A 26,943-nucleotide genomic window follows, 5' to 3' on the forward strand; every position below is an offset into this window, starting at 1 on the left:
CTTCCGGCAGAGAGAATGCTCGGTCGGAGCGCCGGACCGTACTGCGGAACCGACCGGAAAATATTGCGATTCCGATGATATGTTCAGTTATGCAATCCGGTTTTACGATTCCGGACGCTGTTTGATCTCCTTTTTGGTCATCTCTTTCCGTACCAGTTCGGCGGAAGTGGCAGCCCGGTAAGCAGCTCCGTCCTGCAATCGGGTATCGCCTCCGGCCGTAGCGAACCACGGATTGTAATAAACCCATTCGAAAACGGAACCGTTCTGAGGGGCGGTTTCGTCGTAAGCGGGATTTTCGTCCGGGAAATAGACAGCCGTACGCACCTGGCGTTCTCCTCCTTCATAATAAGTCCCGGCACGGGCCAACGGAGTCCCCGGATAGACCACGTCGCCGACCGCCACAGTCAGACTGCCGTTTTCGAGCACTGAATAGCGGCACAGCGTTCCGTCCGGATGTTCGACCAGTATCGAATTTTCCCTGGAACGATAAGTCGATTGCAGTCCGGCCTGCGCCGGAGCCTCGCCGTCGTGTATTTCCACCACCGTGCCTTTCCGCATGGCGAACACCGTGTCTCCTTCGTTCAACATGAACTGCCAGACTTTCCATCCTCGCACCGGTTTGCCTTCGAAATGGCGCTCGTTCAGGTTGTACAGCTCCCGGACCGTTACCGGTTCGTGCGAAGTGCTGTACGGCAGCCGGTAAACGAAAGCGCTGTCGAGTTTCGGATGGCGGTACCCTCGGATATAATAATACCGGTAACCGCACCGGACGGGCTGTTCGGCATTGATCGGCGCGACGGTCAGCAGTTTCTGGTTGCTGCCGCGCATCACCGTCCTGAAAGTCGGAGACTGGCGCGTGTTTTGCCGTTCGGTGAATTTCAACAGGACGGTATAACTTCCGACGGGATATTTGACAGCGCTGATCTCCAGACTGGTACCGTCTACCCATCGGCTTGTCGTCTCGATTTCATGCTTCTGCTGGGCCGACACGCCCGACACGCCGCAAAGAACGAGGGCGGCAAGTGTCGTAAATTTGGCTGACATAACGGATGAGAGTTTGGTTCTGTCAGACGAATATAGATAAAAGTCCGCGGATTTTCAAGGAGATCCGGGAATTTCCGACAGGTTGTTTTTCAATGCGGTCTATATAGGGTTATTGAGGCCTTAATGTCCGTTTACCGTCTGAAATGTATGTCGAGCGGCACGAGGCGATGAAAGCTCCGGCAAAAAGCTCCCGAGGGGCGGCGCGAACCGGATAAAAAGGGAAGCGGACGGAAAGGCTTCGCATAGAGACGGAGCCGTCGGATCGGTCCGGACATCGAAAAAGCGGCCTCTTTCCGAAAAAGAGGCCGCCGGGCGTCATACCGCGTGCGGAAGCCTATTCCGTCAGGGTGAGCGTGTAATTCAGTCCCGATTGCGCCCGTTGCAGGCCGGCGCCCAACAATACCACGCTGTCGCCCAGATCGAGGAATGCGGTCGTATCCGGCCGTACCCCTGTCTCCACCAACTGGAAAAACACGGCCGACGAATCGCCGGGAATACCCCGGAGCGCCGTCCACCGGCCCTCGGAGTCGAACTTCGCGTCCTGGCCGTTTTCCGCTTCGAGATAAGTCATCGACAGCCGGAAATCCCCGGCAAGCGAATCTTCCGCCGGATTGACCAGCGTCAGGTCGTAAACGATGCCCGGGCCGTCCGCCGCAGGCAGCGTTCCCACATAACGGCGCGATACCGTGTCCGACACGGCATCCGTTTGCGCCCCCTTGTTCCCGCCGCAGGCCATCGCTCCGAGAGCCGCCAGCGCCGCGCACATCGGCCTTAACAGAATTCTTCTCATACCTCTTGATATTTATTAAGTGAAACTCCGAAATGCGTGAAAATACAAAAAATAAGCCAAAGAACGCAAACCGAAAAATTCCTATCTTTGTCAATCCGTAACAGTCATTTCATAGACCAGCCTGCATGGAAATCACTATCCTCGGCATAGAATCCTCGTGCGACGACACCTCCGCCGCCGTCATACGCGACGGGGCGCTGCTGTCGAACGTCATCGCCTCGCAAGCCGTCCACGCCGAATACGGCGGTGTCATTCCCGAACTCGCCTCCCGCGCCCACGGACAGAATATCGTCCCGGTGGTGGATCTCGCGCTGAAAAAGGCGGGCGTCGCTCCCGACGAGGTGGACGGCATCGCCGTCACACGCGGCCCGGGACTGCTCGGATCGTTGCTGGTCGGCGTGTCGTTCGCCAAAGGGTTCGCCATCGCCCAGGACACTCCGCTGATGGAGGTCAATCACCTGCAAGGGCATATCCTGGCCCATTTCGTGACCCTGCCGGACAACCCCGACGCTCCGAAACCCGGATTTCCGTTCCTGTGCCTGCTCGTTTCGGGCGGTAACTCCCAGATCGTGCTGGTACGGGACTACCTCGATATGGAGATTATCGGCGGCACGATCGACGACGCGGCGGGCGAAGCGTTCGACAAGTGCGCCAAGATCATGGGACTGCCCTATCCCGGCGGCCCGCTGATCGACCGGATGGCCCGGGAAGGGGATCCCAAAGCCTTCAGGTTCGCCAAACCGTCGGTCGGCGGTTTCGACTACAGTTTCAGCGGGCTGAAAACTTCATTCCTCTACTTCCTGCGCGACCGCGTGGCCGACGATCCGGATTTCATCGAAAAACACAAAGCCGATCTCTGTGCCTCGTTGCAGGCCACGATCGTCGAAATCTTGATGAACAAACTCGTCAAAGCGGCCAAACAGTACGACATCGCCGAAATCGCCGTGGCCGGAGGCGTGTCGGCCAATTCGGGCCTGCGCGACGCTATCCTCGCGGCCGGCCGGAAATACGGCTGGACGACCTATATACCCCCGTTGTCGCTGACGACCGACAATGCCGCCATGATCGCCATTACCGGCTACTACAAATACCTGCGCGAGGAGTTCGCCGGGCTGGACATGGCTCCGGCAGCGCGTGCCGCCGATCTTTAACGAGTCCTTTCCCGTCCCTCTCTGCGACAACCGCCTGACGGCCCCGTATCGATCGGGGCCGTATTCGCATATACAGACAAAACCCAAACCATTCTGTTTATGAAACCGATTTTCCTTTTTCTGTGCAGCCTGCTGCTCCCGGTCTTTTCGGCCCGGGCGCAGGAGAACCGGCCGTTGCGCGTCGCCTGTGTCGGCAACAGCATCACTTACGGCGCCCTCATTCCGAACCGGGACCGCAATTCTTATCCGGCCCAGTTGCAGCAATACCTCGGGACTGGCTATGAAGTCCGTAATTTCGGCGTTTCGGGGCGTACTCTGCTCACCCGAGGCGACCTGCCCTATATCCAGACCTCCGAATACCGGGCCTCGCTCGACTTCCGTCCCGACATCGTTCTGCTGAAGCTCGGCACCAACGACTCCAAACCGCAGAACCGCGGCTGCCTGGCCTCCGACTTTCTGTCCGACTACCGGGCTCTGATCCGGAGCTACCGCGAGCTCCCGTCCCGTCCCGAAGTGATCCTGCTGACCCCGGTCAAATGTTTTACGGACGAAAATATCAGCGACAGCGTGATCGGCGGCCGGATCGTGCCGCTGGTACGGCGGCTCGCTTATGAAGACGGCCTGGCGGCGGTCAATCTTTACAACCTGTTCGGCGACCGTTGGGATCCGGCGACGATGCCTGACCGCATCCATCCTTCGTCCATCGCCGCCGGACGCATGGCCCGCACGATCGGGGAGTATATCCTGCGGAATTGCGGCAAACCGGCCGCCGTCTATTCCGCGACGCTGCCCGCGCCTGTCGATCGTTCGAACTTTCATGGCCACACCCGGTACGACTTTATCATGCCGTGGGGTAAAACCGGAGAAGGGGTCGCTTGCCGTCTCGTGCTGCCGCGCGTCTATGCCGAAGGACAGCCCTGGGTGCTCCGCGCCCGCTTTTGGGGCCATGAACCGCAGGCCGACATCGCCCTGCTCGAAAACGGGTTCGCCATCGCCTATTGCGACGTGGCGAACCTGTACGGTGCGGAAGAGGCCCTTGAGCGTTGGGACAAGTTTTACGGCCTGATGACCCGTGCCGGTTTCAGCGAGCGCGTCGTCCTCGAAGGGATGAGCCGCGGCGGGCTACCGGTTTACAACTGGGCGGCACGCCGTCCGGAACGGGTATGCTGCATCTACGCCGACGCGCCGGTCATGGACCTGAAAAGCTGGCCGGTCGGATCGTCGCCGGAAGATACGCGGCTGATGATGGCCGCATACGGGTTCCGTAACGAGAAACAGATGCGGAAATGGAGCCGTAACCCGATCGATCACGCTGCCGCGTTGGCGGGAACGGATATTCCGATCCTGCATGTCGTGGGGGATGCCGACACGGTGGTGCCTCCGGCCGAAAATACCGAGGTCTTCCGCGAACGTTACGAGGCCGCCGGAGGCACCCGGATGGAAGTGATCCATAAACCGGGCGTGGGACACCATCCTCACTCGCTGACCGATCCGGATCCCATCGTCGGGTTCGTGCTGCGGGCGGCCGGTCTCTATTCCAATCCCTGCGTCCGGCCCGTTCCGGGCAACGAATTCCGCTCGGCGGCCGGATGGGTTCCCGGCGCCGAATGGCACGGCATAGCCGAGGATATTACCGCCACCCTGCGACGGCATGCCGAACGGGCGGATTCCGGCAAGCGGCTCCGGGTGCTGTTACTGGGCAATTCCATTACTCAGGGTTTCGGCGGTTGCCGTCGGCTGGTCGCTTACAAACCGGGGCGCGAGGCGATGGACGGGGCCGTAGGCGACAGTTCCTGCTGGGAGAGCGCCGGTATTTCGGGCGACAAAACCCAAAATTTGCTTTGGAGACTGCGGCACGGGACTTATGATGTCGTCCGTCCGGAAAATATCGTGATTACCATCGGGATCAATAACCTGATCGCCGGAGACCGGCCGGAAGAGGTAACCGAAGGAATCGAAGCGGTCGCGCGTGAAGCGGCCCGGCTTTTTCCCGCCAGCCGCATCATCCTGTTCGGTCTGCTGCCCGCCGGGGCGGACAGTTCCGACCCGTTGCGTCGGAAAAGCCTCCGGGTCCACCGGCTGCTCGCCGAACGCAAAGCCGCCCTGCCGGATAACGTGCGGTATGTCGATCCGACCGCATGGTTCGTCGCTCCGGACGGCAAACCGCTTCCCGGCCTGTATTCCGGCGACAATATCCACCTGACGGCGGAAGGGTACCGGGTCTGGAGCGGCCGGATCGCAGCCTTGCTGGAAGAATAAGACCGGGCGGCCTCGCCGTGAAAACAGACAACGGACGGTTTCGATATCCCTACGGTATCGGAACCGTCCGTTTTCCGTTTGGCCGGTCGGCGGCCGGAGTACGGGCCGAAAACATCTGAAAATCCGGAATCCGAGCGGACGATCAGATAAAATCGCACTGATTTTTTATCACATTGATATGTAGTATGTTGTGTTCGTTCGTACATTTCAGGAAGCTGCTGTGTGTAAAAATTGCACGCCTTTTGCATGAAATCCCGTGAACGGCTACGGGCCGTGTTCATTGTACGTCAGGAAATACTCGAAAAAATTATTCATAATCAAAAAACTATCGACAATGGCAAATTCTACTAAATCCACAGCGTTCAAGCTCAGTGTGATGACGCTGGCCATTATGAACGTGGCGGCGGTCGTCAGCCTGCGCGGGCTGCCGGCGGAGGCCACCTACGGACTCAGTTCCGCATTCTATTACCTGTTCGCCGCCATCGTGTTCCTGATCCCGACGGCGCTGGTGGCCGCCGAACTGGCGGCGATGTTCTCCAGCAAGCAGGGCGGGGTATTCCGCTGGGTCGGCGAGGCCATGGGAACCCGCACCGGTTTCCTGGCCATCTTCCTGCAATGGGTCGAGAGTACCATCTGGTATCCGACGGTGCTGACTTTCGGGGCCGTGGCCATCGCGTTCATCGGCATGAACGAAGTGCACGACATGGGACTCGCTTCCAACAAACTCTATACGCTGATCGTGGTGCTGGCCATCTATTGGATCGCTACCTTCATCTCGCTCAAAGGGTTGGGCTGGGTCGGCAAAGTTTCCAAAATCGGGGCCATGGTCGGTACCATTATCCCGGCCGGACTGCTGATCGTTTTCGGGATCATCTATATCTCGACCGGAGGCCAGAACCAGATGGACATGAGCCAGAGTTTCTTTCCGGATCTCTCGAAATTCGACAACCTCGTGCTGGCTTCCAGTATCTTCCTCTTCTATGCGGGGATGGAGATGATGGGGGTGCACGTGATGGACGTGAAGAACCCCGGTAAGAACTACCCGAAAGCGATCTTCATCGGCGCTCTGATTACGGTGCTGATTTTCGTGCTGGGTACTTTCGCCCTGGGGCTGGTGATTCCCGCCAAAGACATCAGCCTGACGCAGTCGCTCCTGGTGGGCTTCGACAACTACCTGCATTACCTGCACCTGACCTGGGCCACTCCGGTGATCGCCATCGCGCTGGCTTTCGGCGTGCTGGCCGGGGTGCTGACATGGGTCGCCGGCCCGTCGAAAGGTATCTTTACCGTGGGACGGTCGGGCTATCTGCCTCCGTTCTTCCAGAAAACCAACAAACTGGGCGTTCAGAAAAACATCCTTTACGTCCAGGGCGGAGTCGTGACGCTCCTGGGGCTGCTTTTCGTCGTGATGCCTTCGGTTCAGTCTTTCTACCAGATCCTGTCGCAGCTGACGGTACTCCTGTACCTGATTATGTATATGCTGATGTTCGCGTCGGCCATCGTGCTGCGTTACAAGATGCCGAAAGAACAGCGCCCGTTCCGGATCGGGAAGGGTGGCAACGGACTGCTGTGGTTCGTCGGCGGTCTGGGCTTCTGCGGGTCGTTGCTGGCCTTTATCCTGAGTTTCGTGAAGCCGGGGTCGATTGCGGGTATCAGCAACGGAATGTGGTTCGGCGTGCTGATTATCGGCGCGGCGATCGTGGTGGCCACTCCGTTCGTCATCTACGCCATGCGTAAACCGAGTTGGAAAGACCCTGCCGCGCAGATCGAACCGTTCCACTGGGAAACGCCGGCGAAACCGGACGCGCAGGTCGCTCCGGTTCCGGAGGGCGACGCGCCGGCAGCCAAGTGACGCCGTTTCCGCCGGTCCGCCTGCCGCACGTTTTGCGGACGCAGGACATGGCGGACCGGAAACAGGAGTAGCGATCGAAACAAGCATTAAAAAACAATTGTATTATGAAAGAAAAAGATAACAGCGCTGCGGCGAAAGAAGCTTTGGCCGAAGCGAAAAACAAACTCAAGGATGCCGGACAGGCGGTGAAGGAAGCCGCATCGCAGGCTGCCGCCGCCGTGTCGCTCAAGGCCGGGGACGTGACCGAAACGGTCAGGGAGAAGGCCGCTCAGTTGAAAGAGACCGCCGGCGAGAAGGCGGCCCGCCTGGCCGAAGCGGCCAAAGAAAAGGCAGACCGGCTGAAAGAGACCGCCAAAGAAAAGGCCGGACAGGTGAAAGACAAAGCCGGCGAGGTGGGCGAAACGGTTAAGGAGAAAGTGAACAGCGGTGTGGCTACGGCGGCGTCCGCCGTCTCTTCCGCAGCCCGGACGGTCAGCGCCAAGGCCGACGAGGTGAGCGAAAAGGCCAAAGCTCAGAGCTGCCGCGGCAAAAGTTGCCGCAAGGAGTAATCCGCAGTGTCCGGGGGATACGGCACCGCCCGTTACGGGCGGTGGGTACCCTCGCCGCGGTTGGGTCCGACAGTATGAATCAACTATCGAGAATATTATGAAAAAAACTATTTCCGTCGCTGCGCTCAAATCGCTGGTGAACGAAGCCTACGAACAGGTCAAAAGCGCGAAAGGCGGCGCGAACGCCGACTATATTCCTTATTTGGCCAACGTGCCCTCCGATCTGTTCGGCATTGCGGTGAGCCTGCCGGGAGGCGAAATCATCGAGGCCGGCGATACGAGGTACGTGTTCGGCATCGAGTCCATCTCGAAAGTGCATACCGCGGTGCTGGTATTGCGGCAGTCGGGGCCGGAGAAGCTGCTCGAAAAGATCGGGGCGGACGCCACGGGGCTGCCTTTCAACTCCATTATGGCCATCCTGTTGGAGAAAGACCATCCGAGCACGCCGCTGGTCAATTCGGGAGCCATCGCGGCTTGCAGCATGGTCGGTCCGACTGCGGACGCGGATGCCAAGTGGAAGGCCATCGAGGAGAATATGGCGGATTTGTGCGGCTCGCCGTTGGTGTTGCTGGAGGAGCTGTACCGGTCGGAAACGGCTACCAATTTCAACAACAAGTCGATTGCGTGGCTGCTGAAAAATTATAACCGTATTTACGACGATCCGGATATGGCTCTGGATCTCTATACGCGTCAGTGTTCGATGGGGGTTACGGCCCGGCAGCTGGCTGTCGCCGGCTGCACCATCGCGAACTACGGGCTGAACCCGTCTACGGGAAAACAGGTGTTCGACAGGGCATTGGCGCCGAAGATCGTGGCCTTGATCGCTGCGGTCGGTTTCTACGAACATACGGGCGACTGGATGTACACCAGTGGCATACCTGCAAAGACGGGTGTCGGAGGCGGTGTTATGGGCGTTCTGCCCGGTGGGTTTGGAATCGCCGCCTTCGCCCCGCCGTTAGACGACGCCGGCAACTCGGTGAAAGCTCAACAGGCCGTTCGGTACATCGCCCGTCATCTGGGCGTGAACGTGTACAGCGGCGACAGTATCGAGATCACTGCGTAGCTTCTTTCGGATTACGCCTACCCGGCGTAACGGCGTCCGACAGGCCGGTCGGCTCTTTCCGTGAGCCGACCGGTTTTTTACACCCGTTGTCTAAATTTTAGACAACGGGTGTCTATTTTTTAGACACTTCGATCGGGTGTGTGGTTCGTTAGTTGTTGATATATAGCGCGTTGTAAGTGATGGCATGGTTTTGGGTAAAATCGTATGCAGTTACCATGGGCTATACGTAAACTGCAATTATGGCACGTCTGTTTCACTTCCGGTCTTTCTGGAATTTTCTCGGGAGAAACAAGTTGTTCACGGCGATCAACATATTCGGGTTCGCCGTGTCGCTGATGTTCGTGCTCCTTTTGGGGTTATATGTGCAGGACGAACTGTCGGTGGACAGTTTCCATGAGAATAAGGAGCGGATCTACCGGCTTGAGGCTGACGACGGGGCGCAGTTTGCTCCCGGATTGGCTCCGGCAATGGCGGCTCGTTATCCGGAGATCGAGGCCTGGACTCGGGTCTGTACCAAAGATGGGTATACGCTCGATCCGATTGCGGGATATACGGACGAGACGGTCGATGCGAAGATACTGTTGACGGATTCGAGTTTTTTCAGCATCTTCTCGTTCCCGTTCGTCGAGGGTAATCCGGCGACGGCGATGCATACGTGGGACGATGTGGTGTTGACCGAGTCGTTCGCGCGGAGGCTTTTCGGCCATGAGCCGGCCATGGGCAAAATGATCTCCACGCGCGGAATCGATTATACCGTGAGCGGGGTGGTGCGCGATTTCGAGCATACGCATTTCCGGAATCCCGATATGATCGTGCCGATCGACAACTGGCTCCGGTCGTCGAAAACTACCCGATCGTTTCTGGCCGGGCAAATGAATACGCTCAATGACAATGCGGATATACTGATTTACTTTCAGGGGCGTAGGAATGCCGACCTGTCGGCGAGGCTCGATACGGCGGAACTGAATCGCTGCTTCAAACAGGAACTGAGGCTGAGGAGGTTCGTTGAGAATATCTCCGGCAATCCGCATCTGAATCGACTGGAGAATATCTACCTCGACCGGCAGGACCCCGGCACGCGCGGGAACAGCCCGATCTATTTGCTGATTTTGGGAACTACGGTGCTGGTGATCCTGCTTTTCGCGGTGATCAATTACATCAACCTGTCGGTGGCACAGAGCGGTTTCCGGGCGCAGGAAGCGGCCATGCGGTTATTGCTCGGCAGTACGCGGGGGCAATTGTTTGCTTCCTATGTGACGGAATCCCTGTTGATCTGTTCCGTATCATTCGTGCTGGCGCTGTTGTTCGCTTCTACCGTGGAACCGTGGTTTCAGAACGTTCTGCAAACGAAGGTGTCGCTATCCGAGGGGGCGACGGCGGAAAATATCGCCGTCGTACTGGCCGGAGTCGTAACCATCGGGGTGGCGTCGGGGTTGGTACCGGCGTATGTTTTGACGCGCTTCAAGCCGATCGATGTAGTGCGGGGGACGTTCCGCCGTAAAACTAAAATGGTGTACAGCAAGGTGCTGATCGTTTTTCAGTACGTGATCACGATCGTCTTGATCGGTTGCTCGGTGGCGATCGTACGGCAACTGGATTTCATGCGCCACAGCGATTTGGGGTTCGATACGGAGCAGGTGGTGGTCTGCCGCAATCGCTGCACGGCGGAACAGGCGGCGGGGTTCCGCGATCGGTTGATGCAAATTCCGGGGGTCGAGGTGGTCTCGTTTGCCCACACGATACCGGGCGTGGGCGATGGGAGCGGCCGGTATATCCATACGGATATCGAGGGGCAGTTCCATGGGATCTGGGCCTACTACGTGGATACGGCCTATTTCCCGGCGCTGGGCATCGAACCGCTGAGGGAGACGGGGCAGCGGCAACCGGACGGCAGTCGGATCTGGCTCAATCGCAGGGCGTGGAACGATTTAGGCTTGGCACCGGATGCCGTGGAGTATACCAAAGGGCAGGAGATGCGGCATAAGTTTATCATTTCCGGAATGGTGCCGGACTTTTCGACGAGTGATTTTACCGAAGATACCTATTCGCTGCTGATTCATGTTTCGCCGGATACGGAGACGGGGTATATATTGATCCGGCTGGGGGGAACGGATCTGTACGGCACGATGGATAAAATAGGCGAACTCTATAATAAGGAGGCTGGAGGCAATTATTTCGACGGTCGATTCCTGCAACAGGAAATAGACGATATGTACCGGTCTCAGGAGCGGATGGCGCAGATGATCCGGACTTTCTCTCTGCTTGCGATCCTGATATCGGCTTTGGGGATGCTGGCGATGTCGACCTATTTCATGCGTCAGCGGGCGCAGGAGGTTGCCGTAAGGAAGGTGTTCGGGGCCACGGACCGCGAAGTGCTCGTTCGCCTGATCTCGGGTTTCCTGAAGCTGGTGGCTGCGGCTTTCGTGGTCGCCGTCCCGGCGATCTGGTATCTGATGAACGGCTGGTTGAGCGGATATGCCTACCGGATTCCGTTGTCGTGGACGATATTCGCCGCGGCCGGGGCCGTGGCGTTCGTAATCGCTTTCGGCACGGTGCTGTGGCAGTCCCTGAAAGCTACCCGGGCCAACCCCGTTTTGGCCGTCAGGGACTGAATGTCCGAAGCGTATGCATAGCCTGGAAACAAAAAATGGGCGGTCCGTCACGGCCTGCCCATTTTTTTGCTTCAGGGAACCACCCCTTCAGCTACTAACCCAAACTCTTTTATGAAAAGAAGCAATTTGTATGCCAAACTGCCATCCTCCCTAAATCGATGTCACAAAGGTAAGGCATGAAATTTTAATTACAAAATTATTTTATTAATTTTTTAAAATATTTTATTAATAAATTTTTATATACTTCATTATCAGTGTTTTGCAAGTGTGTCGGGGGATAAAGAAATTTGTATTAACTTTACATCCTGTTCGGAACGGGTCTTATTTCCGTTCCGCAGATGGGACGCCGGTTGTCGCAGAGAATCGTATTGTGCTGACAATCAGGTGAAACTAAGAAAGAATATCGAATAATGGGAAACATAGTAGCGATAGTCGGCCGACCGAATGTCGGCAAAAGTACCCTTTTCAACCGGCTGGTGGGTATGAGGCAGGCCATCGTGGATGCTACCGAAGGAACCACGCGCGACCGCCATTACGGGACGACCGATTGGAACGGGCGCGAGTTCACGGTGATCGACACGGGCGGTTTCACGGTCAATTCTGAAGACATTTTCGAACGGGCGATCTGCCGCCAGGTGGAACTGGCCATCGAGGAGGCCGACTCGTTGATCTTTATGGTGGATGTCGAGACGGGGATCACCGACCTCGACCTGACGATGGCGGAGTTGCTGCGCAGGCAGTCGAAACCGGTACTGTTGGCGGTCAATAAAGTGGACAATGCGATGCGCCAGACCGATGCCTACGAATTTTATTCGCTGGGCCTCGGCGATCCGGTTACCGTCAGTTCCATGACCGGTTCCGGGACGGGCGACCTGCTGGATGCGGTCGTGGCCTCCCTGCCGGCCGATGGTCCGGAAGAGAAGACCGACGGAACGACCATTCCGAAAATCGCCATCGTCGGGCGGCCCAACGTGGGCAAATCGTCGCTGACCAATGCCCTGCTGGGCGAAGAACGCAATATCGTGACCCCGATTGCCGGTACCACGCGCGACGCGATCCACTCCTATTACAATAAGTTCGGGATGGAATTCCATCTGGTGGACACCGCCGGGCTGCGCAAGAAACAGAAAGTGACCGACGATCTGGAATTTTATTCCGTGATGCGCACGATCCGGGCCATCGAAGAGTGCGACACGGCGATCCTGATGCTCGATGCTTCGCAGGGCGTCGATGCGCAGGACATGAACATTTTCCACCTGATCGTCAAGAACCGCAAAGGATGCGTGATCGTGGTCAATAAGTGGGACACGGTGCCGGATAAGCAGAGCAACACGATGAAAGAGTATGCCGAAAATATCCGGCGCAAACTGGCCCCGTTCAGCGACGTGCCGATCGTTTTCACGTCGGTCACGGAAAAACAGCGGATTTTCGACGCCCTGAAAACGGCGCTTCATGTCTGCGACAACCGCAGGAGGCGCATCCCGACTTCCGAGTTGAACGATTTTATCCTGCCGATTATCGAACAGACACCGCCGCCGAGCATCAAAGGCAAGTACGTCCGTATCAAATATGCGATGATGCTGCCCACGCCGACGCCCCAGTTCGCCTTTTTCGTCAATCTGCCCCAGTACGTCAAAGACCCGTACCGCCGTTTTTTGGAAAACCGCATCCGCGGGGAGTGGGATTTCAGCGGCGTGCCGATGCAGATCTATTTCCGCCAGAAATAAGGACAATGGCCTGCCCATGCGGTTTTGCACGAAAGAACCCGTTGTTCCCGTACGATCCTGTTCCGGTTCTGCGGTGCCGCCGGGCATTCCGACCGGGAATTTGCGCCGTCGGCGGGAGAATCCGAATCGAAAAACGGCGCAGGACTACCAGATGATATTTCCAAGAACCGATAGACACCTATTCCGAATGAAACCTTTGTCGCTGACCGCCGCTGTCGTCGCGGCGGCGTTTTGTACGATCTCCTGTGCTCCGGTTGCCGAAAACGGCCGGCATACGGATGCCGCCCGGCAGGAAGTTTTCCACGGCCATCCGAAAACCCTGCGCACGGCGACCTATCCCGCCCACTCCAATGCAGGGGAGTGGTTCAAGGATACCGCGGCTACCGACGTGCCGCAGACCGTTTACGCGTATAATCTCGACGGTTTCCTGACCGAAGAGATACAGGTTGTGGACGATACGCTGCCGGTCGTTACGGTCGTTTACGAATACACCGCCGGAAGCCCGCGTAAAGCGGCCGCAGTACGGCGGAAAGACTCCGTCGAAGTGTCGCGGGTGGCCTACCGGTACGATAAGGACGACCGGCTGATCGGTACCGGAACGACCCTCGCCGACGGCACGGAGACCGGCCGGGAAGATTACGACCTGAACGGGCGCGGATACTGCAAAGAGGCCCGCTACTTCAGCGGGCACGGCGTGTTGCTGATGCGCGAGGTGAACGAATACAACCGCATCGGTGAGCTGACCGGCCGCGATACCTATTCTTATGGCGGGAAAAGGGATAATCGGCATGTCGTCGTCCGCTACACCTATCAGGGTAACGGCCTGCCGGCCAGCGCGACGGTGCAGGACGAACAAGCGTCGCCGAAAGAGACCCGTACCGTCTTTACCTACGAATACGACGCGCAGGGCAACTGGGTGCGGCGTATCGCCTACAACGAAACGATGAAAACGGCCGAAATTACCGAACGCAAGATCGAATACTATCAATAAACCCCTAATCCGAACCAGAAAAGAGATGAACCTGAAAATGAAACTGACCGCAACGATGGCCGCGGGCGCTATTTCGGCGCTGCTGTGCAGCGACGCATACGGACAGCTGCCCCCCGCCGAGTGGCGGTTCGGGCAGGCCGACCGCGACGGGACGGTCGCCGGACCTGCCGTGCCGGAATGGCAGAATCCGGAGATCGCGCAGGTGGGACGCGAGAAGCCGCGCGCATTCTTCATGTCCTACGAAAACCGCAACGTAGCCGCCGCCAACGACTATACGACCTCCGAATATTACATTTCGCTCAATAAGCCGTGGCGGTTCAAATGGCTGCCCGACCACCGGCAGCGCCCCGCGGATTTCTACAAACCGTCGTTCGACGTATCGTCGTGGGACACCCTGTCCGTACCGGCGACCTGGGAGGTGAACGGCTACGGAGACGCGATCTATACGAACCAGCCTTATGAGTTCGCGCCCTATAAACCGACTCCGCCGAAACTGCCGGAAGCCAACGAAGTGGGGCTGTACCGTACCACGTTCGAAGCGCCGCTGCTGCTCAAGGACCGCGACGTGTTCCTGCATATCGGCGGGGCCAAATCGGGCGTTTACGTCTATCTGAACGGGCACAAAGTCGGCTATACGGAGGATTCCAAAGATGCCGCCGAATTCAAGCTCAACGATTACCTGACCGACGGCACCAACACCCTCGCGCTGGAGATTTACCGCTGGAGCACCGGCTCTTACCTGGAATGCCAGGATTTCTGGCGGCTCAGCGGGATCGAACGCGAGATGTATATTTATTCGCAGCCGCGCACCCATATCGAGGACTTCTATGTGGTTTCGACCCTGGACTCGGCCTATACCGACGGGCTCCTGAACCTGGACGTGGCGATGGTCAATAATTTCGTGAAACCGTCCGGGCCGGTGCAGGTCTGGTTCGAGCTGGAAGACGCCGACGGGACGATGATCGACTACTCGTATCAGGAGATCGAGATGGACGGTTACGGCCGCGATACCGTCCGTTTCCGCCGCAGCGCCCTGCAAAATAAGGATGCGTACAGGAACGTGCGCCGGTGGAGCGCGGAAGACCCGTACCTTTACAACCTCGTGCTGAAAATCAAAGTGGACGGCCACTTCGTGGAATATACCAGCGCGAAGGTCGGTTTCCGTACCAGCGAAGTCCGGGGCAACCAGTACTATGTGAACGGCAAACGCGTCTATATCAAGGGCGTGAATTACCACGAACACCACGAAAAGAACGGCCACGTGCTGGACGAGGCGACGATCCGCGAGGATTTCCGCCTGATGAAGGCCCACAACATCAATGCGATCCGGCTGGCCCATTATCCCCAGCAGCGCCGTTTCTACGAACTGGCCGACGAATACGGTTTCTATCTCTGCAACGAGGCCAATATCGAGTCGCACGGCATGGGCTACGACCTGGCCAAAGGCCGCACGCTGGGGAACAACCCGCAGTGGCTGGCCAAACATATGGACCGCACGCAGAACATGTATCACCAGACCAAGAATTTCCCCTGCGTGATGTTCTGGAGCCTGGGCAACGAGGCGGGAAACGGTTACAACTTCTATGAAACCTATCTGTGGCTCAAAGGGATGGATACCCTTCGTCCGGTACAGTACGAACGGGCCATTCTGGAGTGGAACACCGATATTTTCTGTCCGCAGTACCCCTCGGCGGCCGCGTTCGAACGCTGGGGGCAGATGAAGACCGACCGGCCCTACATTCCGTCGGAGTACGCGCATATGATGGGCAATTCGGGCGGCGGTTTCCGCGACATGTGGGAAGCGATCTACAAATATCCCAACTTGCAGGGCGGTTTCATTTGGGACTGGGTCGATCAGGGGCTGCTGGTCGAAGATGCCGAAGGTAATCCGTACTGGGCCTACGGCGGCGACTTCGGCGAGAACCGTCCCTCGGACGGCAATTTCCTCTGCAACGGGCTGGTAAGTCCCGACCGCACGCCGCATCCGGGGATCGCAGAGGTCAAGAAGATGTACCAGTACGTGTGGTTCCGGCCCGTCGATCTGGCAGCCGGGAAGTTCGAAGTGAAGAATCTGTACGATTTTACGAACCTGTCGAAATACAACGTGAAATATACGGTTACCGCGAATAACCGCGTGGTGCGGCAGGGGGCGTTCGCAGGGCTGAACCTCGCCCCGGGCGAGACGAAAATCGTTACCGTACCGCTCAGCGGCCTCACGGCGCAGCCGGGGACGGAATATTTCGTCGATTTCACCGTTTCGCTCAAGGCGGCCGACGGCCCGCTGAAAGCCGGAGAGACGGTGGCGACCGAACAGTTCGAACTGGAACACCTCAAGGGACCCAAACGGACCTATACGGCGCAGGGACAGGTGAGCGTGGACGAAGGGCCGGACGGGATCGACGTGGTGGGGACGAATTTCGGTCTCACGGTGGACAAAACGACGGGGAATATCGTTTCGTACCGCACCGGGAGCCAGGAGTACGTGCAGGACGGTTTCGGCCTGCAACCCAACTTCTGGCGGGCGCCGACCGACAACGATTACGGCAGCGGCATGCCCAAGCGGCTCCAGGTGTGGAAAGAGGCTTCGCGGAACCTGAAAGCCTCGTCCGTAACGGCGACGACCGAAGGGAAGACGGCGCTGGTGACGGCGAAATACGCCCTGCCGGAAGGTTGTTCCCTCACGGTGGCTTACAAGGTGTATCCGAGCGGCGCGGTGCATGTGGACTATGCGTTCAGGGGCAATCCGGAATCGAAGAGCCAGATGCCGCGCCTGGGTATGCGAATGCGTCTGCCGGCGGATATGGCCAATTTGCAATATTTCGGCCGCGGCCCGGAGGAGAATTATCAGGACCGCAACTACGGCACGAACGTAGGATTGTACCGCAGCAATGCCGGGGTCGAGAATTTCGATTACGTGCGTCCGCAGGAGACGGGACACCACACCGATACCCGCTGGCTGGCGCTGAACCGTCCGAAAGGGCAGGGGCTGCTGGTGGAGGCGGACGATCGGATGGAATTCAACGCGCTGCGCAATTCGGTGGAGGATTTCGACGGGCAGGAGTCGGACAAACCGTACCAGTGGTTCAACCGCACGCCGGACGAAGATCATTCGGATGCGGCCGGCCGTAACGTAAAACCGAAACAGACGCACATCAACGACATCGCCCCGCGCGATTTCGTGGAACTCTGCCTGGATTACAAGATGCTGGGCGTAGGGGGCGACGACAGCTGGTATTCCCAGCCTTATCCGCAGTACCAGCTCCCGGCGAACAAGGATTATTCGTGGGGCTTCACGCTGGTGCCGGTCCGGAGCGGCTCGAATATCCAGCGCCAGACGGGGTATAAATATTAGGCATCCGATATACGTTCTGCACGACCGGGGATAACGGCTCCGAGAGACCCTATTGCGATTCTGCGCCGGACGGTTGTCGTCCGTCGGGGGCGGAGCGAGCCGAAAGACAGGTGGTGTAAAGAGAGATATAAATGCCCCTTGCTGAACGCAGGATGTAGTGACGGTAACCGTCCCGGTGTTTTTTGAAAACCCGGGACGGTTTTTTGTTTTTATTCTGTAAATTCCTGAAAAAACGTATGTTGAAATGACCGGTCGCCCGTTGCGGACTGGATTGCGGAGGTTGCGATGCCCGTATAGCCGCCATGCGGGGAGACGGCGGTCTGAGGGCAAGGGGGGCGTTCCAGTCCGGCCCGTGTGCAGGCCGGCAGCGGGCCTTTGCGCCGAGGAGCTGCGGGCCGACAGGCTTCGGGATGTCCCGAATGGGCGGATCCTTCTTGCGACAATATGCGAAGGGATGATTCCGAAATCTTTTGTCCCGGCGCAGGGCGGAGGAGCAGGGTAGAGGGGGCGGATTCTCTCCGTTCCGTATTTCGGAATGGTGACTTTATACGACATCGTTCGGTTTTATTACCAAACTTGATTTTCAGATAATTGCGTATCGATCCGGCACTGTCTGTTCGAGAAGATCGTTACTCGATTTCAGGTAAAGTCGTATATGGTTGCTTTCGAAATTAGCCGCGTAAGGGTTATCTTTACACCGTCGATATGCTAAACAGAATTGAAAATCCATGAAAAAATTGTTCTTTTTCACCGCTCTCGCTGCGGCCGTACTGACGGCGCAGGCCCAGAAATTCGAGGTTTTCGACCATACCCCCGTGCATGCTTTCGGGGAGTATGACGAAACGCGCCCCGACAGCGCAGGCGTACTGCATGGGGGGACGGGCCGCTATATCTTCAAAAAGGTCGTTTTTCCCGAATACGAACGCACGACGAAGGCCACCGTTACGCTGACCCTCGCCTCGAACGGCGACCGCTGGGACAAATCCGGCTCGTGTTTTATCATTCCGGCCTGCGACGATCCCATGCGGATGATCCGGGGGAAAGCGCCGCTGGCTCCCGGCGCCGACAGCGCGTATATGGGCGTTACGCCGCAGGGGGGCAAGGCTCCGTATGTCGAACTGCTCCGCTTTATGACTCCGTTCGGGGTGGGGCATTTCAGCGACGACAGGCTCCACCGCAAGCCGGTTTACATCCCTTACTGGGAAAAACAGGTGCAGTGGACGCAGGACGTTTCGCAGCTCGTCCCGATGCTCCGGGGCGAGGCATGGATCGGCATCTGGATCGACAGCTGGACGACCGAAGGGTACCTCGTGTCGTTGGATATCACGCTGGACGAAAGCCCGCTCAAGTGCGACAAGGCGGTGCCGAGCGTCGTTATTCCGGCGATGAATACGGTTCCCTATATCGGTTCTCAGAATCTCTCTACCTCTTTTGCCGCGAAAGATCTGACGGCCGAAATTACGGTTCCGAAGGGAGCCAGGAATGCCCGGCTCTATTATGTCGTTACGGGGCACGGGGGCCATTCGGGCGGCGATGAGTTTACCAGGCAGCGGAACCTCGTTTTCGTGGACGGCGAGCCGGTGCTCGATTTTATCCCGTGGCGCGACGACTGCGCTTCGTTCCGCCGTTTCAATCCGGGTTCCGGGGTATGGTTGATCAAGCGTCAGGCGCCTTATATCGCCGAAAGCGGCGAATATGAAACCAAGGAGATCGAGGAGTCGTTGGCATCGTCGGATTTGAGCCGTTCGAACTGGTGTCCGGGGTCGTGCGTCGTGCCGGAATGCGTGGCGTTGCCGGAGCTGAAGCCGGGCAAACACCGGATCACGGTCAGCATCCCGGATGCGCAGCGGGCTGTGGGCGACAAGCTGAACCACTGGCTTGTGAGCGCTTATGTGGTCTGCGATTTGTAGGCAAAAGGGCATAGCTTGTTTTTATCTCCGACCCGCATTCACTGAAGAGTGCGGGTTTTTCCGTATCTTTGTTTGGCAACTATATACGATTTTACCCAAAATCAGATAATGATCTTCCTAACCGGCCCTGCGCCCAAGCCGCTTTGCGGCTTCGGGGGGTGGGCGCGGGCCGAAATACGCTGAGAATCAAGTATACATATAAATTAGGGTAAAATCGTATATAGTTACCCTTTGTTTTTAACCGTTCGTTTATCCGTTACATTAGAGTTCTGAGGCAACCGTTCTTTCTTTGAAAAGCAAAAACCGACGAGCAACCTCGGCCATCGAACTCGTTCGGGTGGCCGAGGCTCCAGGGGGAAGGCGAATTTCCGAGCAGTCGTGTGCGCCTCGGGTTTCGCAGTTTTCTGCGCTCCGGACGCGGGTTTGTATGAAACGATAGCCCGCACCCAAAACCTGAACTTCGGCCTGTCGCCCTCCCCCCGTGGCGCAAAGCGCCAAGGCGACAAGGCCGGCGGTTCTGCGAACCGCAAAACAACGGGCTGTCGTTCCGATCGAAAAAGCCTGAATAAAAACGCTCTACACTCGCTGGCAGCGTCGGTTGTGAACAAAGAGAACAGTACCCTCAAACCTAATGCACGGATAGACGAACGATTCCATTTACTGTATAGGTATGAAGATTTATACACGCACAGGCGATCGAGGGACAACCTCGTTGGCAGGCGGCACGCGGGCGCCGAAAAACGATCCCCGGATCGAGGCCTACGGCACCGTGGACGAACTGACCGCCCACACCGGGTATCTGCACGATATGCTGGACGACAGGCACAGCGAACAGAAGGCCCAGTTGGAACAGATACTCGACCGGTTGATGAGCTGCGCTTCGCTGCTGGCCTCCGAAGACACCCTGATGCCGAAACTGCCGCAAATCCGGCCCGCAGACATCGAACAACTCGAAACCCATATCGACCGGTTGCAGGACGGTTTGCCCGAACTGCGCCATTTCACCCTGCCCTGCGGCCATCCCTTCCTGTCCTACAGCCACATCTGCCGCACCGTCTGCCGTCGGGCCGAACGACGCACCGTAAACGCGGCGGACCTCTATCCGACCGTCCCCGAAACCGTTCGGAGATACCTGAACCGGTTGTCCGACTATTTTTATGCACTGGGCCGACGACTGGGACACGACCTCGGCGCAGAAGAGCTGCGCTGGGAACCCCAAAAAGATTCCCGCCGGTAACACACACCGAAGAAGCCCCCATCTATCCACTCCGATATGAAATCGAACCCCACCGCCGGCGCCCTGTTCGCGCTATCCGCAATCCTGGCATCCGGAACCGCCCCGGCCCAAAATCCGGAAACCTCCGCCGCACTGCCCAAAGGCATGCGGCTCGTCTGGGCCGACGAATTCAATGAAAAGAGACTCGACCGGTCGAAATGGACTACCAACTACTACTCGCAACTCAATTTTTGGGGTAAAGACCACTTCGAAGCCTTTCGGAAAGACAGTCTGCCGCAACCCTATATGGAGTTCACCGACAGTTCGGTCATCCTGAAAGTCGACGACCGCAGCCCCGAATCCCCGTTCTGGGAGAGCGGCCGCAAAATATCATCGATACAAACCTACGATTGGAATGCCGACCGGAACCTGATGCCCGGTAATATCGGCGGATATTTCGAAGCGCGTATCCGCCGCAACGCCGCCGAAGGCACCAAAGGGCTGAACACCGCCTTTTGGTTCGATTCGCCGGGGCCCGACTCCCGTTACTACCTCGAACAGGGAAGCGAAACCGCCGACAGTATGCAAGGCTGGCGGCCGCGCGGGCAAGTATTCGAAATCGACCTGTGCGAATATATCAACACCGAAATCGTCCTTCACGGAAATGTGGCCCCCGACGGTAAATTCGAAGGCAACATCGGGCACTTCGTCATTCCGGGCGACTACCGGAACCGGTGGGTGAGACACGGAATGCTATGGACGCCCGCCGGACTAAAGTTCTATATCGACGGGAGATTGGTAGCCGAATCGTGGGATCCGGACGCGATCAAATCGCCCAACCATGCCATGGTCATGTTCTTCGGGGCTTACGGCCACGACGGTATGACGAGTATCGAAGTGGATTATGTCCGCCATTACCAGTGGGGGCTGGACGAAACGAACGAACTGCCCAACGGGGGATTCGAATACGACGGAGCGTCGTTCCCGTGGGAAGGCGGCGGCCGGATCAGCCCGGAAGCCGCCCGTAACGGTCGCTACGGGCTGGTGCTGGCTCCCGGCGAATCCGTGTCGCAATATGTCTATGCCGATCCCTCCCGCCCCTACGAAGTCTCGTTTTATGCGAAAGGACGTGCAGGCCGTCTGCATGCCGAAGCCGCCAATATCCGTCCGGTATCGGGCGAAGTCGTACCCGCCGGTTCCGCCTCGGACGACTTCCGCCTCGGTCGGCGCTTCCGGCCCTGCCGGTTCTCCATCGTCACCCCGGCCGACCATCCGGGGCATAAAACCACGGTACGCATCACTTTTACCAACAACGGCAAGGAAGCGGTCTCGCTCGACGACATCGTACTGTCGAAACGTTGAGACCATCGAATCTCCTCCGATCGGTCGCTCGGAACGGCCATCGTCCTCGGCTAAAAGCCCCGTACCGCCGGTTGGCGGTACGGGGCTTTTAGCGTTCATGCCATACCCCTTCTTACGCTTCGAATGCGTACAACGCATCCAGAAAAGCCGTCTGAAAACTCCCCGGCCCCGCCGAAGCGGCCGCCGCCCGCTCGCCGCATATTCCCATCAGCGCCATCGCGTTCAGCGCCGCCTCTGCCGGATCGCCGTTCACCGCCGCGAACGCCCCGCAAAGAGCCGACGCCGTGCATCCCATACCCGTCACCCGTGTCATCATCGGCGTACCGTAGCCGTTCTCCATAACCTCGTTTCCATGCACGACATAATCCGTCGGGCCGCTCACGACCACCACCGCTTTCAGGAATTCCGACAGCGCCGCGGCCGCCTCGACGGCCGCATCCGACCCCGCCGTGGAATCCACCCCCTTCGTCCGCACGGCCGTCCCCAGCCCGAAACCCGCCGCTACCGCCATGATTTCCGATCCGTTGCCCCGGACGATGGCCGGCGGCGCCTCCCGCAGCAGCTTCGCATTCACCTCGTCGCGATACGGCGTAGCGCCCGCGCCCACCGGGTCGTAAACGACCGGTATCCCCGCCTCGCGTGCCGTGCGCATCGCCAGTTCCATTCCCTCCACCCACTGCGGCGACAGGGTGCCCAGATTGACGACCAACGCCCCCGCCAGACGCGCCATGTCGGCCGCCTCCTCCCGCGCATGGGCCATCACCGGCGATGCACCGAGGGCCAGCAACGCATTCGCCGTATTGTTCATCACCACGAAATTCGTGATGTTGTGCACCAGGGGAGAGCGCTCCCGGATAGCGGCCACGTCGCGCCGCAAAGATTCGTTCCGTTCCATAGATACCTACTCTGAAATTCGCCCTAAATTAAATATCTTTGCCTCCATAAGCAAATTCCACACAACCCATAACCCAATATGAAAAAACTGTTTATCGCAGCAGCCGCCCTTTGCGCCGTCGGCCACGCCTACGCGCAGAAAACTCCGGCCGACTACGTGAATCCCTTTATCGGCACCTCCAACTACGGAACCACCCAGCCCGGACCGCTCGTTCCGCAGGGGATGGTCAGCATGTCGCCGTTCAACACCATTCCCCGCCCGGAACACAAAGTACATACGGACAGTTGGTGCTCGACCCCCTACGTCTGGGACAACAAGTGGATGATCGGCTTTACGAACGTGAACCTCAGCGGCGTCGGCTGTCCCGACCTCGGGTCGTTGATCCTGATGCCCACGACCGGCCCGCTGGAAGTCGATTTCCAAAAATACGCCTCGCCGCTCGAAAACCAAGTCGCCAAAGCCGGTTACTACTCGGCGAAAATTTCGGCCTACGACGTGCTGGCCGAAATGACCGCCACGACCCGCACTTCCCGTTCGCGCTACACCTTTCCGGCCGGCGAGTCGCACATCCTGTTCAACATCGGACAGGGGCTGACCACCGAATCGGGCGGCTATGCCAGGATCGTTTCGGACAGCGAAATCGAAGGGTTCAAGATCATGGGCGACTTCTGTTACGGCGTGCCGCAATCGGTGATTCCGGTCTATTTCGTAGTGCGCACCAGCAAGCCTGCCGAGAGCGTTCAGTACTGGAAAAAGCAGCCCGACTTCTCGCACAGCGCGATCAAAGACTGGAGCAGCACCAGCAACCAGTATAAGGTCTATACCCGCTTCAAACAACCCATCGCAGGGGACGACATCGGCGTAGCGTTCAACTATTCCACTGCCGACGGCGAGGTTATCGAAGTGGCCGTCGGCGTTTCGTACGTGAGCATCGAGAATGCCCGCGAGAACCTCGACCGCGAACAACACCGCAAAAACTTCGACGCCATTTACGCCGATGCCGTAACGGCCTGGAACGAAGTGCTGGGCGTGGCCACCCTCGAAGGGGGGACCGAAGACCAGAAGACCCAGTTCTACACCGGCCTGTACCACAACTGGGTACACCCGTTCGTGCTCCAGGACGCGAACGGCGACTATCCGGAAATGGAAAGCGGCCGCATCCGCCGCATGCCGCAGGGCGCGGACCGGCTGACCATGTTCAGCGGCTGGGACGTTTATCGCCTCACGCCGTTCATGGGGGCGCTGTTCTTCCCGCAGCGGCAGAACGACATGGCCCTGAGCATGATGCAGATGTACAAGGAGTCCGGCAACCTGCCGAAATTCGAAATCGCGGCCAAAGAGTTCATGACCATGGAAGGCGACGCCGCGCTGCCCTACATGACCGCCTGCTGGTTCCTCGGCCTTACCAAAGGGATAGATACCGAAACGCTCTACCAGGCGATGCTTAAGAACGCCGCCGCCCCGGCCGAAGAGAACCGCATCCGCGGCGACCAGTCGTTCTACGCCGAACACCATTACATTCCGCTCCGTACTCCGTTCGACAATTCGGTATCGCAGGCGATCGAATACTACGTGGCCGACTGGAGCCTCGGTCAAATGGCCAAGGCGCTGGGCAAAACCGCCGATTACGAAATGCTGAACGCCCGCGCGATGGGCTACCGCAAGTATTTCGACAAAAACTACGGCCTGCTGCGCCCCGTGCTGCCCGACGGAACGTTCATGCCGGGCTTCAACCCGCGCGAAGGCGAAAACTTCAAACCGGTGAACGGTTTCCACGAAGGCAGTTCGTGGAACTACTCGTTCAGCATCCCTTACGACATTCCGGGCCTCGTCAAACTCTACGGCTCCTCCGAACGGTTCGTCGATTCGCTGAGCGCCTGCTTCGACAAAGGCTATTTCGACATGGGCAACGAACCCGACATGGGCTATCCGTACTACTTCTCCTACGTCAAGGGCAGCGAATGGAAAACGCAATATTATGTGAACCAGTGTCTCGAACGGTATTACGGCAACAAACCGGGCGGCCTGCCGGGCAACGACGACGCGGGAACGATGAGCGCCTGGCAGAACCTCTCGATGATGGGCATCTACCCGGCTTGTCCGGCCAAAGCCGAATATGTCATTACCACGCCGACGTTCGATAAGGTAACGATTCGGCTCGACCCGAAGTATTACAAACGGTCCGAACTGGTGATCGAGGCGGTGAACCGCACGCCGGAGAACATTTATATCGAAAAGATCGAGCTGGACGGCAAACCTTTCCGGGGATATTTCATCTCGCACAAGCAGCTGACCGATGCCGGCCGGCTGACCATTTACTGTACTAACAAACCCCAGAAATGAAAAAAATCCTACTGACCGCCGCCCTCGGCCTGCTCACGGCAGGCACAATGGCCGACGAAGCGGTGAAAGTGACCTATACCTCCCCCGGCAAGGAAGGACGTCCGTCGGCTTTCCGGACCGTACTGACCATCGACGGCGATCAGTGCCGGATCCACCGGGAAATCGACACGGCCCTGATGCTCGAACAGAACCCCGAATGGGGCGCCCGCCTGCGAAAAAACGACCGGAGCCGCGTAAGCGAGACCCAGTATATCGACTACGGCACGCACAAGTATTACAGCATGGCCGAGATGCCCGACGGCACGACCATAGCCACCGAAGAGCCGTTCGTGCTCGACTCGGCGCTGACCGTCGAGCCGAGCGACACGGTTATCTGCGGTTATCGATGCAAGGTGGCGACGACCGTTATCAAATCCAACACCATTAAATACTGGTTTACGGACGAAGCCGGCGTGCAGGGTACCGTACAACCGGCCGCCGACCTGCCGAAAGGTCTGGTGCTGATGACTTCGCGCAACGGACGCATCGGGCTGAAAGCGCAATCGATCGAAAAAATCGACATTCCTGCCGGGCAAAAAACGATCCCCGCATTCGCGGTCGTGGTGGATGCCCCCATGTACCGTTACCGCATCAACAATGCCGGAGTGATCTCCGTCCCCGTGTTCGACAATGAATATATCGGCATCTCCTCCTCCAATGCGCCCGGCGCCGTCGATTCGCTGCTGGCCGACACCGTTTATCGTCTAAGCGGCGGCACCGTAATCCTCCGCAAGGTCAGACTGCCCGAATCCTCCGAAGGCTGGGACATTTTCGCGCAAGTAATCCAGAAAGCCGACAAAGACGCCTACGACCGTACCGGTTCGGTGTTCGTGATTCCCGCAGGCAAGGAACAGTCGTTCCTCGACGCGCTGGTCGGGGGGCTGGCGACCGTCCCCGCATTCGAGTCGCATAACGGCAAACGATACCCAGGCATCATCGCTACCGACACTTACGACACGCCGGTCGAGCTGATCCGTTTCTTCACGCCTTTCGGCGTGGGCGGGTACAATTCGCACCGGGTTCCCGGCCAGGTGTGGGCCGACTCGGTGATCTACCACCAGGACGTCACCCACCTGGCTCCGCTTCTTCAGGGCGAAGCGTGGATCGGCGCCTACATCGGCAACTGGACGGAAAAGGCACATAAACTCTCCCTGACCCTGAAATACCATCCCGGCGGCGGGCAGAAAGGCGAACGGACCGTCATCCCGGTATTCAATTCGCTGAACCTGATGGAGCAGGGCGGGCAGGATTACCCGTCGTTCATGGGCAGCGATTCGCTCCGCGTGAGTGTCGATATACCGCATCCAGTCCGGGGGGCGCAGCTCGTCTACCTGACCACCGGACACGGCGGCTGGGGCGGCGGCGACGAGTTCAACCAGAAAGAGAATACCGTTTACATGGACGGGCGGAAGATCTTCGCTTTCATCCCGTGGCGCGAAGACTGCTCCTCGTACCGCCGCCGCAATCCGGCATCGGGAAACTTCAGCAACGGCTTGTCGTCCAGCGATCTGAGCCGGTCGAACTGGTGTCCCGGCACGGTAACCAATCCGGTCTATATCCCGCTGGGCGACTTGCCTGCCGGCAGACATACGTTCGCCGTAACCATCCCGCAGGGCGAACCGCAGGGTTCGAGCTTCAGCTACTGGTGTCTGTCCGGTGCGATCGTGGGCGAACGGGTCGATCGGCTTCCGGCCGGCGATGAACGTACCGCTCTGAGCGATCCTCATCCGGACAAACAATCCGGGAAAGCGCACAAAGCCCGTAAACGCAGGAAATAACCCGACAGGTC

17 protein-coding genes are annotated in these 26,943 nt (G+C 58.3%); 14 read left to right on the forward strand and 3 right to left on the reverse strand.

Translation table 11 applies throughout. From position 1 onward, the window contains the following. Window positions 1-102 precede the first annotated feature (102 nt). Both RIKMI_RS0109620 and RIKMI_RS0109625 read right to left on the reverse strand, forming a co-directional pair. A complete protein-coding gene (locus RIKMI_RS0109620) occupies window positions 103-1,044 on the reverse strand; it encodes a M23 family metallopeptidase (RefSeq protein WP_037291817.1) in 942 nt (313 codons plus the stop codon). Window positions 1,045-1,378: 334 nt separating this feature from the next. Beyond that, on the reverse strand, window positions 1,379-1,834 hold the full coding sequence (locus RIKMI_RS0109625; protein WP_027291436.1) for a copper resistance protein NlpE N-terminal domain-containing protein: 456 nt from the start codon (window positions 1,832-1,834) through the stop codon (window positions 1,379-1,381). Window positions 1,835-1,959: 125 nt separating this feature from the next. Between RIKMI_RS0109625 and tsaD the strand changes: the two genes are divergently transcribed. The 12 genes from tsaD (at window position 1,960) to RIKMI_RS13770 (ending at window position 21,877) form a co-directional block, all read left to right on the forward strand. Beyond that, on the forward strand, window positions 1,960-2,985 hold the full coding sequence (gene tsaD / locus RIKMI_RS0109630) for a tRNA (adenosine(37)-N6)-threonylcarbamoyltransferase complex transferase subunit TsaD (protein WP_027291437.1): 1,026 nt from the start codon (window positions 1,960-1,962) through the stop codon (window positions 2,983-2,985). A 99-nt stretch (window positions 2,986-3,084) separates the two neighbouring features. After that, complete coding sequence (locus RIKMI_RS0109635) at window positions 3,085-5,244, forward strand: GDSL-type esterase/lipase family protein (RefSeq protein ID WP_027291438.1); 2,160 nt, start codon at window positions 3,085-3,087, stop codon at window positions 5,242-5,244. Window positions 5,245-5,578: 334 nt separating this feature from the next. Beyond that, on the forward strand, window positions 5,579-7,096 hold the full coding sequence (gadC, locus tag RIKMI_RS13760) for a glutamine/gamma-aminobutyrate antiporter GadC (RefSeq protein WP_051214482.1): 1,518 nt from the start codon (window positions 5,579-5,581) through the stop codon (window positions 7,094-7,096). 104 nt (window positions 7,097-7,200) lie between these two features. After that, window positions 7,201-7,644 carry a hypothetical protein gene (locus tag RIKMI_RS14385; protein ID WP_051214483.1) on the forward strand — a complete coding sequence of 148 codons (444 nt, stop codon included), beginning with the start codon at window positions 7,201-7,203 and terminating at the stop codon, window positions 7,642-7,644. A 97-nt stretch (window positions 7,645-7,741) separates the two neighbouring features. Continuing rightward, entirely contained in the window at window positions 7,742-8,707 is a 966-nt protein-coding gene (gene glsA, locus RIKMI_RS0109650) for a glutaminase A (protein WP_027291439.1), read from the forward strand. A 239-nt stretch (window positions 8,708-8,946) separates the two neighbouring features. Continuing rightward, complete coding sequence (locus RIKMI_RS0109655) at window positions 8,947-11,319, forward strand: ABC transporter permease (protein WP_027291440.1); 2,373 nt, start codon at window positions 8,947-8,949, stop codon at window positions 11,317-11,319. A 410-nt stretch (window positions 11,320-11,729) separates the two neighbouring features. Further along, entirely contained in the window at window positions 11,730-13,046 is a 1,317-nt protein-coding gene (gene der / locus RIKMI_RS0109660) for a ribosome biogenesis GTPase Der (protein ID WP_027291441.1), read from the forward strand. A 187-nt stretch (window positions 13,047-13,233) separates the two neighbouring features. After that, window positions 13,234-14,037: a hypothetical protein gene (locus RIKMI_RS0109665; protein WP_027291442.1), complete on the forward strand. Its 804-nt coding sequence runs from the start codon at window positions 13,234-13,236 to the stop codon at window positions 14,035-14,037. 25 nt (window positions 14,038-14,062) lie between these two features. Further along, complete coding sequence (locus RIKMI_RS0109670; protein WP_027291443.1) at window positions 14,063-17,389, forward strand: glycoside hydrolase family 2 TIM barrel-domain containing protein; 3,327 nt, start codon at window positions 14,063-14,065, stop codon at window positions 17,387-17,389. A 728-nt stretch (window positions 17,390-18,117) separates the two neighbouring features. Further along, window positions 18,118-19,299: a peptide-N-glycosidase F-related protein gene (locus RIKMI_RS0109675; protein ID WP_027291444.1), complete on the forward strand. Its 1,182-nt coding sequence runs from the start codon at window positions 18,118-18,120 to the stop codon at window positions 19,297-19,299. A 670-nt stretch (window positions 19,300-19,969) separates the two neighbouring features. Further along, window positions 19,970-20,536, forward strand: coding sequence for a cob(I)yrinic acid a,c-diamide adenosyltransferase (locus RIKMI_RS0109680; RefSeq protein ID WP_027291445.1), 567 nt, complete (start codon window positions 19,970-19,972; stop codon window positions 20,534-20,536). A gap of 36 nt (window positions 20,537-20,572) precedes the next feature. Beyond that, window positions 20,573-21,877 (forward strand): glycoside hydrolase family 16 protein, encoded by a 1,305-nt coding sequence (locus RIKMI_RS13770; protein WP_051214484.1) that lies wholly within the window; start codon window positions 20,573-20,575, stop codon window positions 21,875-21,877. A 112-nt stretch (window positions 21,878-21,989) separates the two neighbouring features. Here the strand turns inward: RIKMI_RS13770 and thiM are convergent, their stop codons facing one another. After that, window positions 21,990-22,772, reverse strand: coding sequence for a hydroxyethylthiazole kinase (gene thiM / locus RIKMI_RS0109690; RefSeq protein ID WP_027291446.1), 783 nt, complete (start codon window positions 22,770-22,772; stop codon window positions 21,990-21,992). A 78-nt stretch (window positions 22,773-22,850) separates the two neighbouring features. Here thiM and RIKMI_RS0109695 point away from each other — a divergent pair, with 78 nt between their 5' ends. Further along, on the forward strand, window positions 22,851-25,115 hold the full coding sequence (locus RIKMI_RS0109695) for a GH92 family glycosyl hydrolase (RefSeq protein ID WP_027291447.1): 2,265 nt from the start codon (window positions 22,851-22,853) through the stop codon (window positions 25,113-25,115). Beyond that, window positions 25,112-26,932 (forward strand): peptide-N-glycosidase F-related protein, encoded by a 1,821-nt coding sequence (locus RIKMI_RS13775; RefSeq protein ID WP_051214485.1) that lies wholly within the window; start codon window positions 25,112-25,114, stop codon window positions 26,930-26,932. Before RIKMI_RS0109695 ends, RIKMI_RS13775 begins: the two co-directional genes overlap by 4 nt. Window positions 26,933-26,943 lie beyond the last annotated feature (11 nt).

The organism is Rikenella microfusus DSM 15922 (genome assembly GCF_000427365.1).
GTDB classification, from domain to species: domain Bacteria; phylum Bacteroidota; class Bacteroidia; order Bacteroidales; family Rikenellaceae; genus Rikenella; species Rikenella microfusus.

Bases quoted from the DNA above. Each gene is read 5' to 3' on its own strand.
- RIKMI_RS0109695 (WP_027291447.1), top strand. From the start codon at position 22,851: ATGAAAAAACTGTTTATCGCAGCAGCCGCCCTTTGCGCCGTCGGCCAC.
- tsaD (WP_027291437.1), top strand. From the start codon at position 1,960: ATGGAAATCACTATCCTCGGCATAGAATCCTCGTGCGACGACACCTCC.
- RIKMI_RS0109680 (WP_027291445.1), top strand. From the start codon at position 19,970: ATGAAGATTTATACACGCACAGGCGATCGAGGGACAACCTCGTTGGCA.
- RIKMI_RS0109675 (WP_027291444.1), top strand. From the start codon at position 18,118: ATGAAAAAATTGTTCTTTTTCACCGCTCTCGCTGCGGCCGTACTGACG.
- RIKMI_RS0109620 (WP_037291817.1), bottom strand. From the start codon at position 1,044: ATGTCAGCCAAATTTACGACACTTGCCGCCCTCGTTCTTTGCGGCGTG.
- RIKMI_RS0109625 (WP_027291436.1), bottom strand. From the start codon at position 1,834: ATGAGAAGAATTCTGTTAAGGCCGATGTGCGCGGCGCTGGCGGCTCTC.
- thiM (WP_027291446.1), bottom strand. From the start codon at position 22,772: ATGGAACGGAACGAATCTTTGCGGCGCGACGTGGCCGCTATCCGGGAG.
- der (WP_027291441.1), top strand. From the start codon at position 11,730: ATGGGAAACATAGTAGCGATAGTCGGCCGACCGAATGTCGGCAAAAGT.
- RIKMI_RS0109655 (WP_027291440.1), top strand. From the start codon at position 8,947: ATGGCACGTCTGTTTCACTTCCGGTCTTTCTGGAATTTTCTCGGGAGA.
- gadC (WP_051214482.1), top strand. From the start codon at position 5,579: ATGGCAAATTCTACTAAATCCACAGCGTTCAAGCTCAGTGTGATGACG.
- RIKMI_RS0109670 (WP_027291443.1), top strand. From the start codon at position 14,063: ATGAACCTGAAAATGAAACTGACCGCAACGATGGCCGCGGGCGCTATT.
- RIKMI_RS13770 (WP_051214484.1), top strand. From the start codon at position 20,573: ATGAAATCGAACCCCACCGCCGGCGCCCTGTTCGCGCTATCCGCAATC.
- RIKMI_RS0109665 (WP_027291442.1), top strand. From the start codon at position 13,234: ATGAAACCTTTGTCGCTGACCGCCGCTGTCGTCGCGGCGGCGTTTTGT.
- RIKMI_RS13775 (WP_051214485.1), top strand. From the start codon at position 25,112: ATGAAAAAAATCCTACTGACCGCCGCCCTCGGCCTGCTCACGGCAGGC.
- glsA (WP_027291439.1), top strand. From the start codon at position 7,742: ATGAAAAAAACTATTTCCGTCGCTGCGCTCAAATCGCTGGTGAACGAA.
- RIKMI_RS14385 (WP_051214483.1), top strand. From the start codon at position 7,201: ATGAAAGAAAAAGATAACAGCGCTGCGGCGAAAGAAGCTTTGGCCGAA.
- RIKMI_RS0109635 (WP_027291438.1), top strand. From the start codon at position 3,085: ATGAAACCGATTTTCCTTTTTCTGTGCAGCCTGCTGCTCCCGGTCTTT.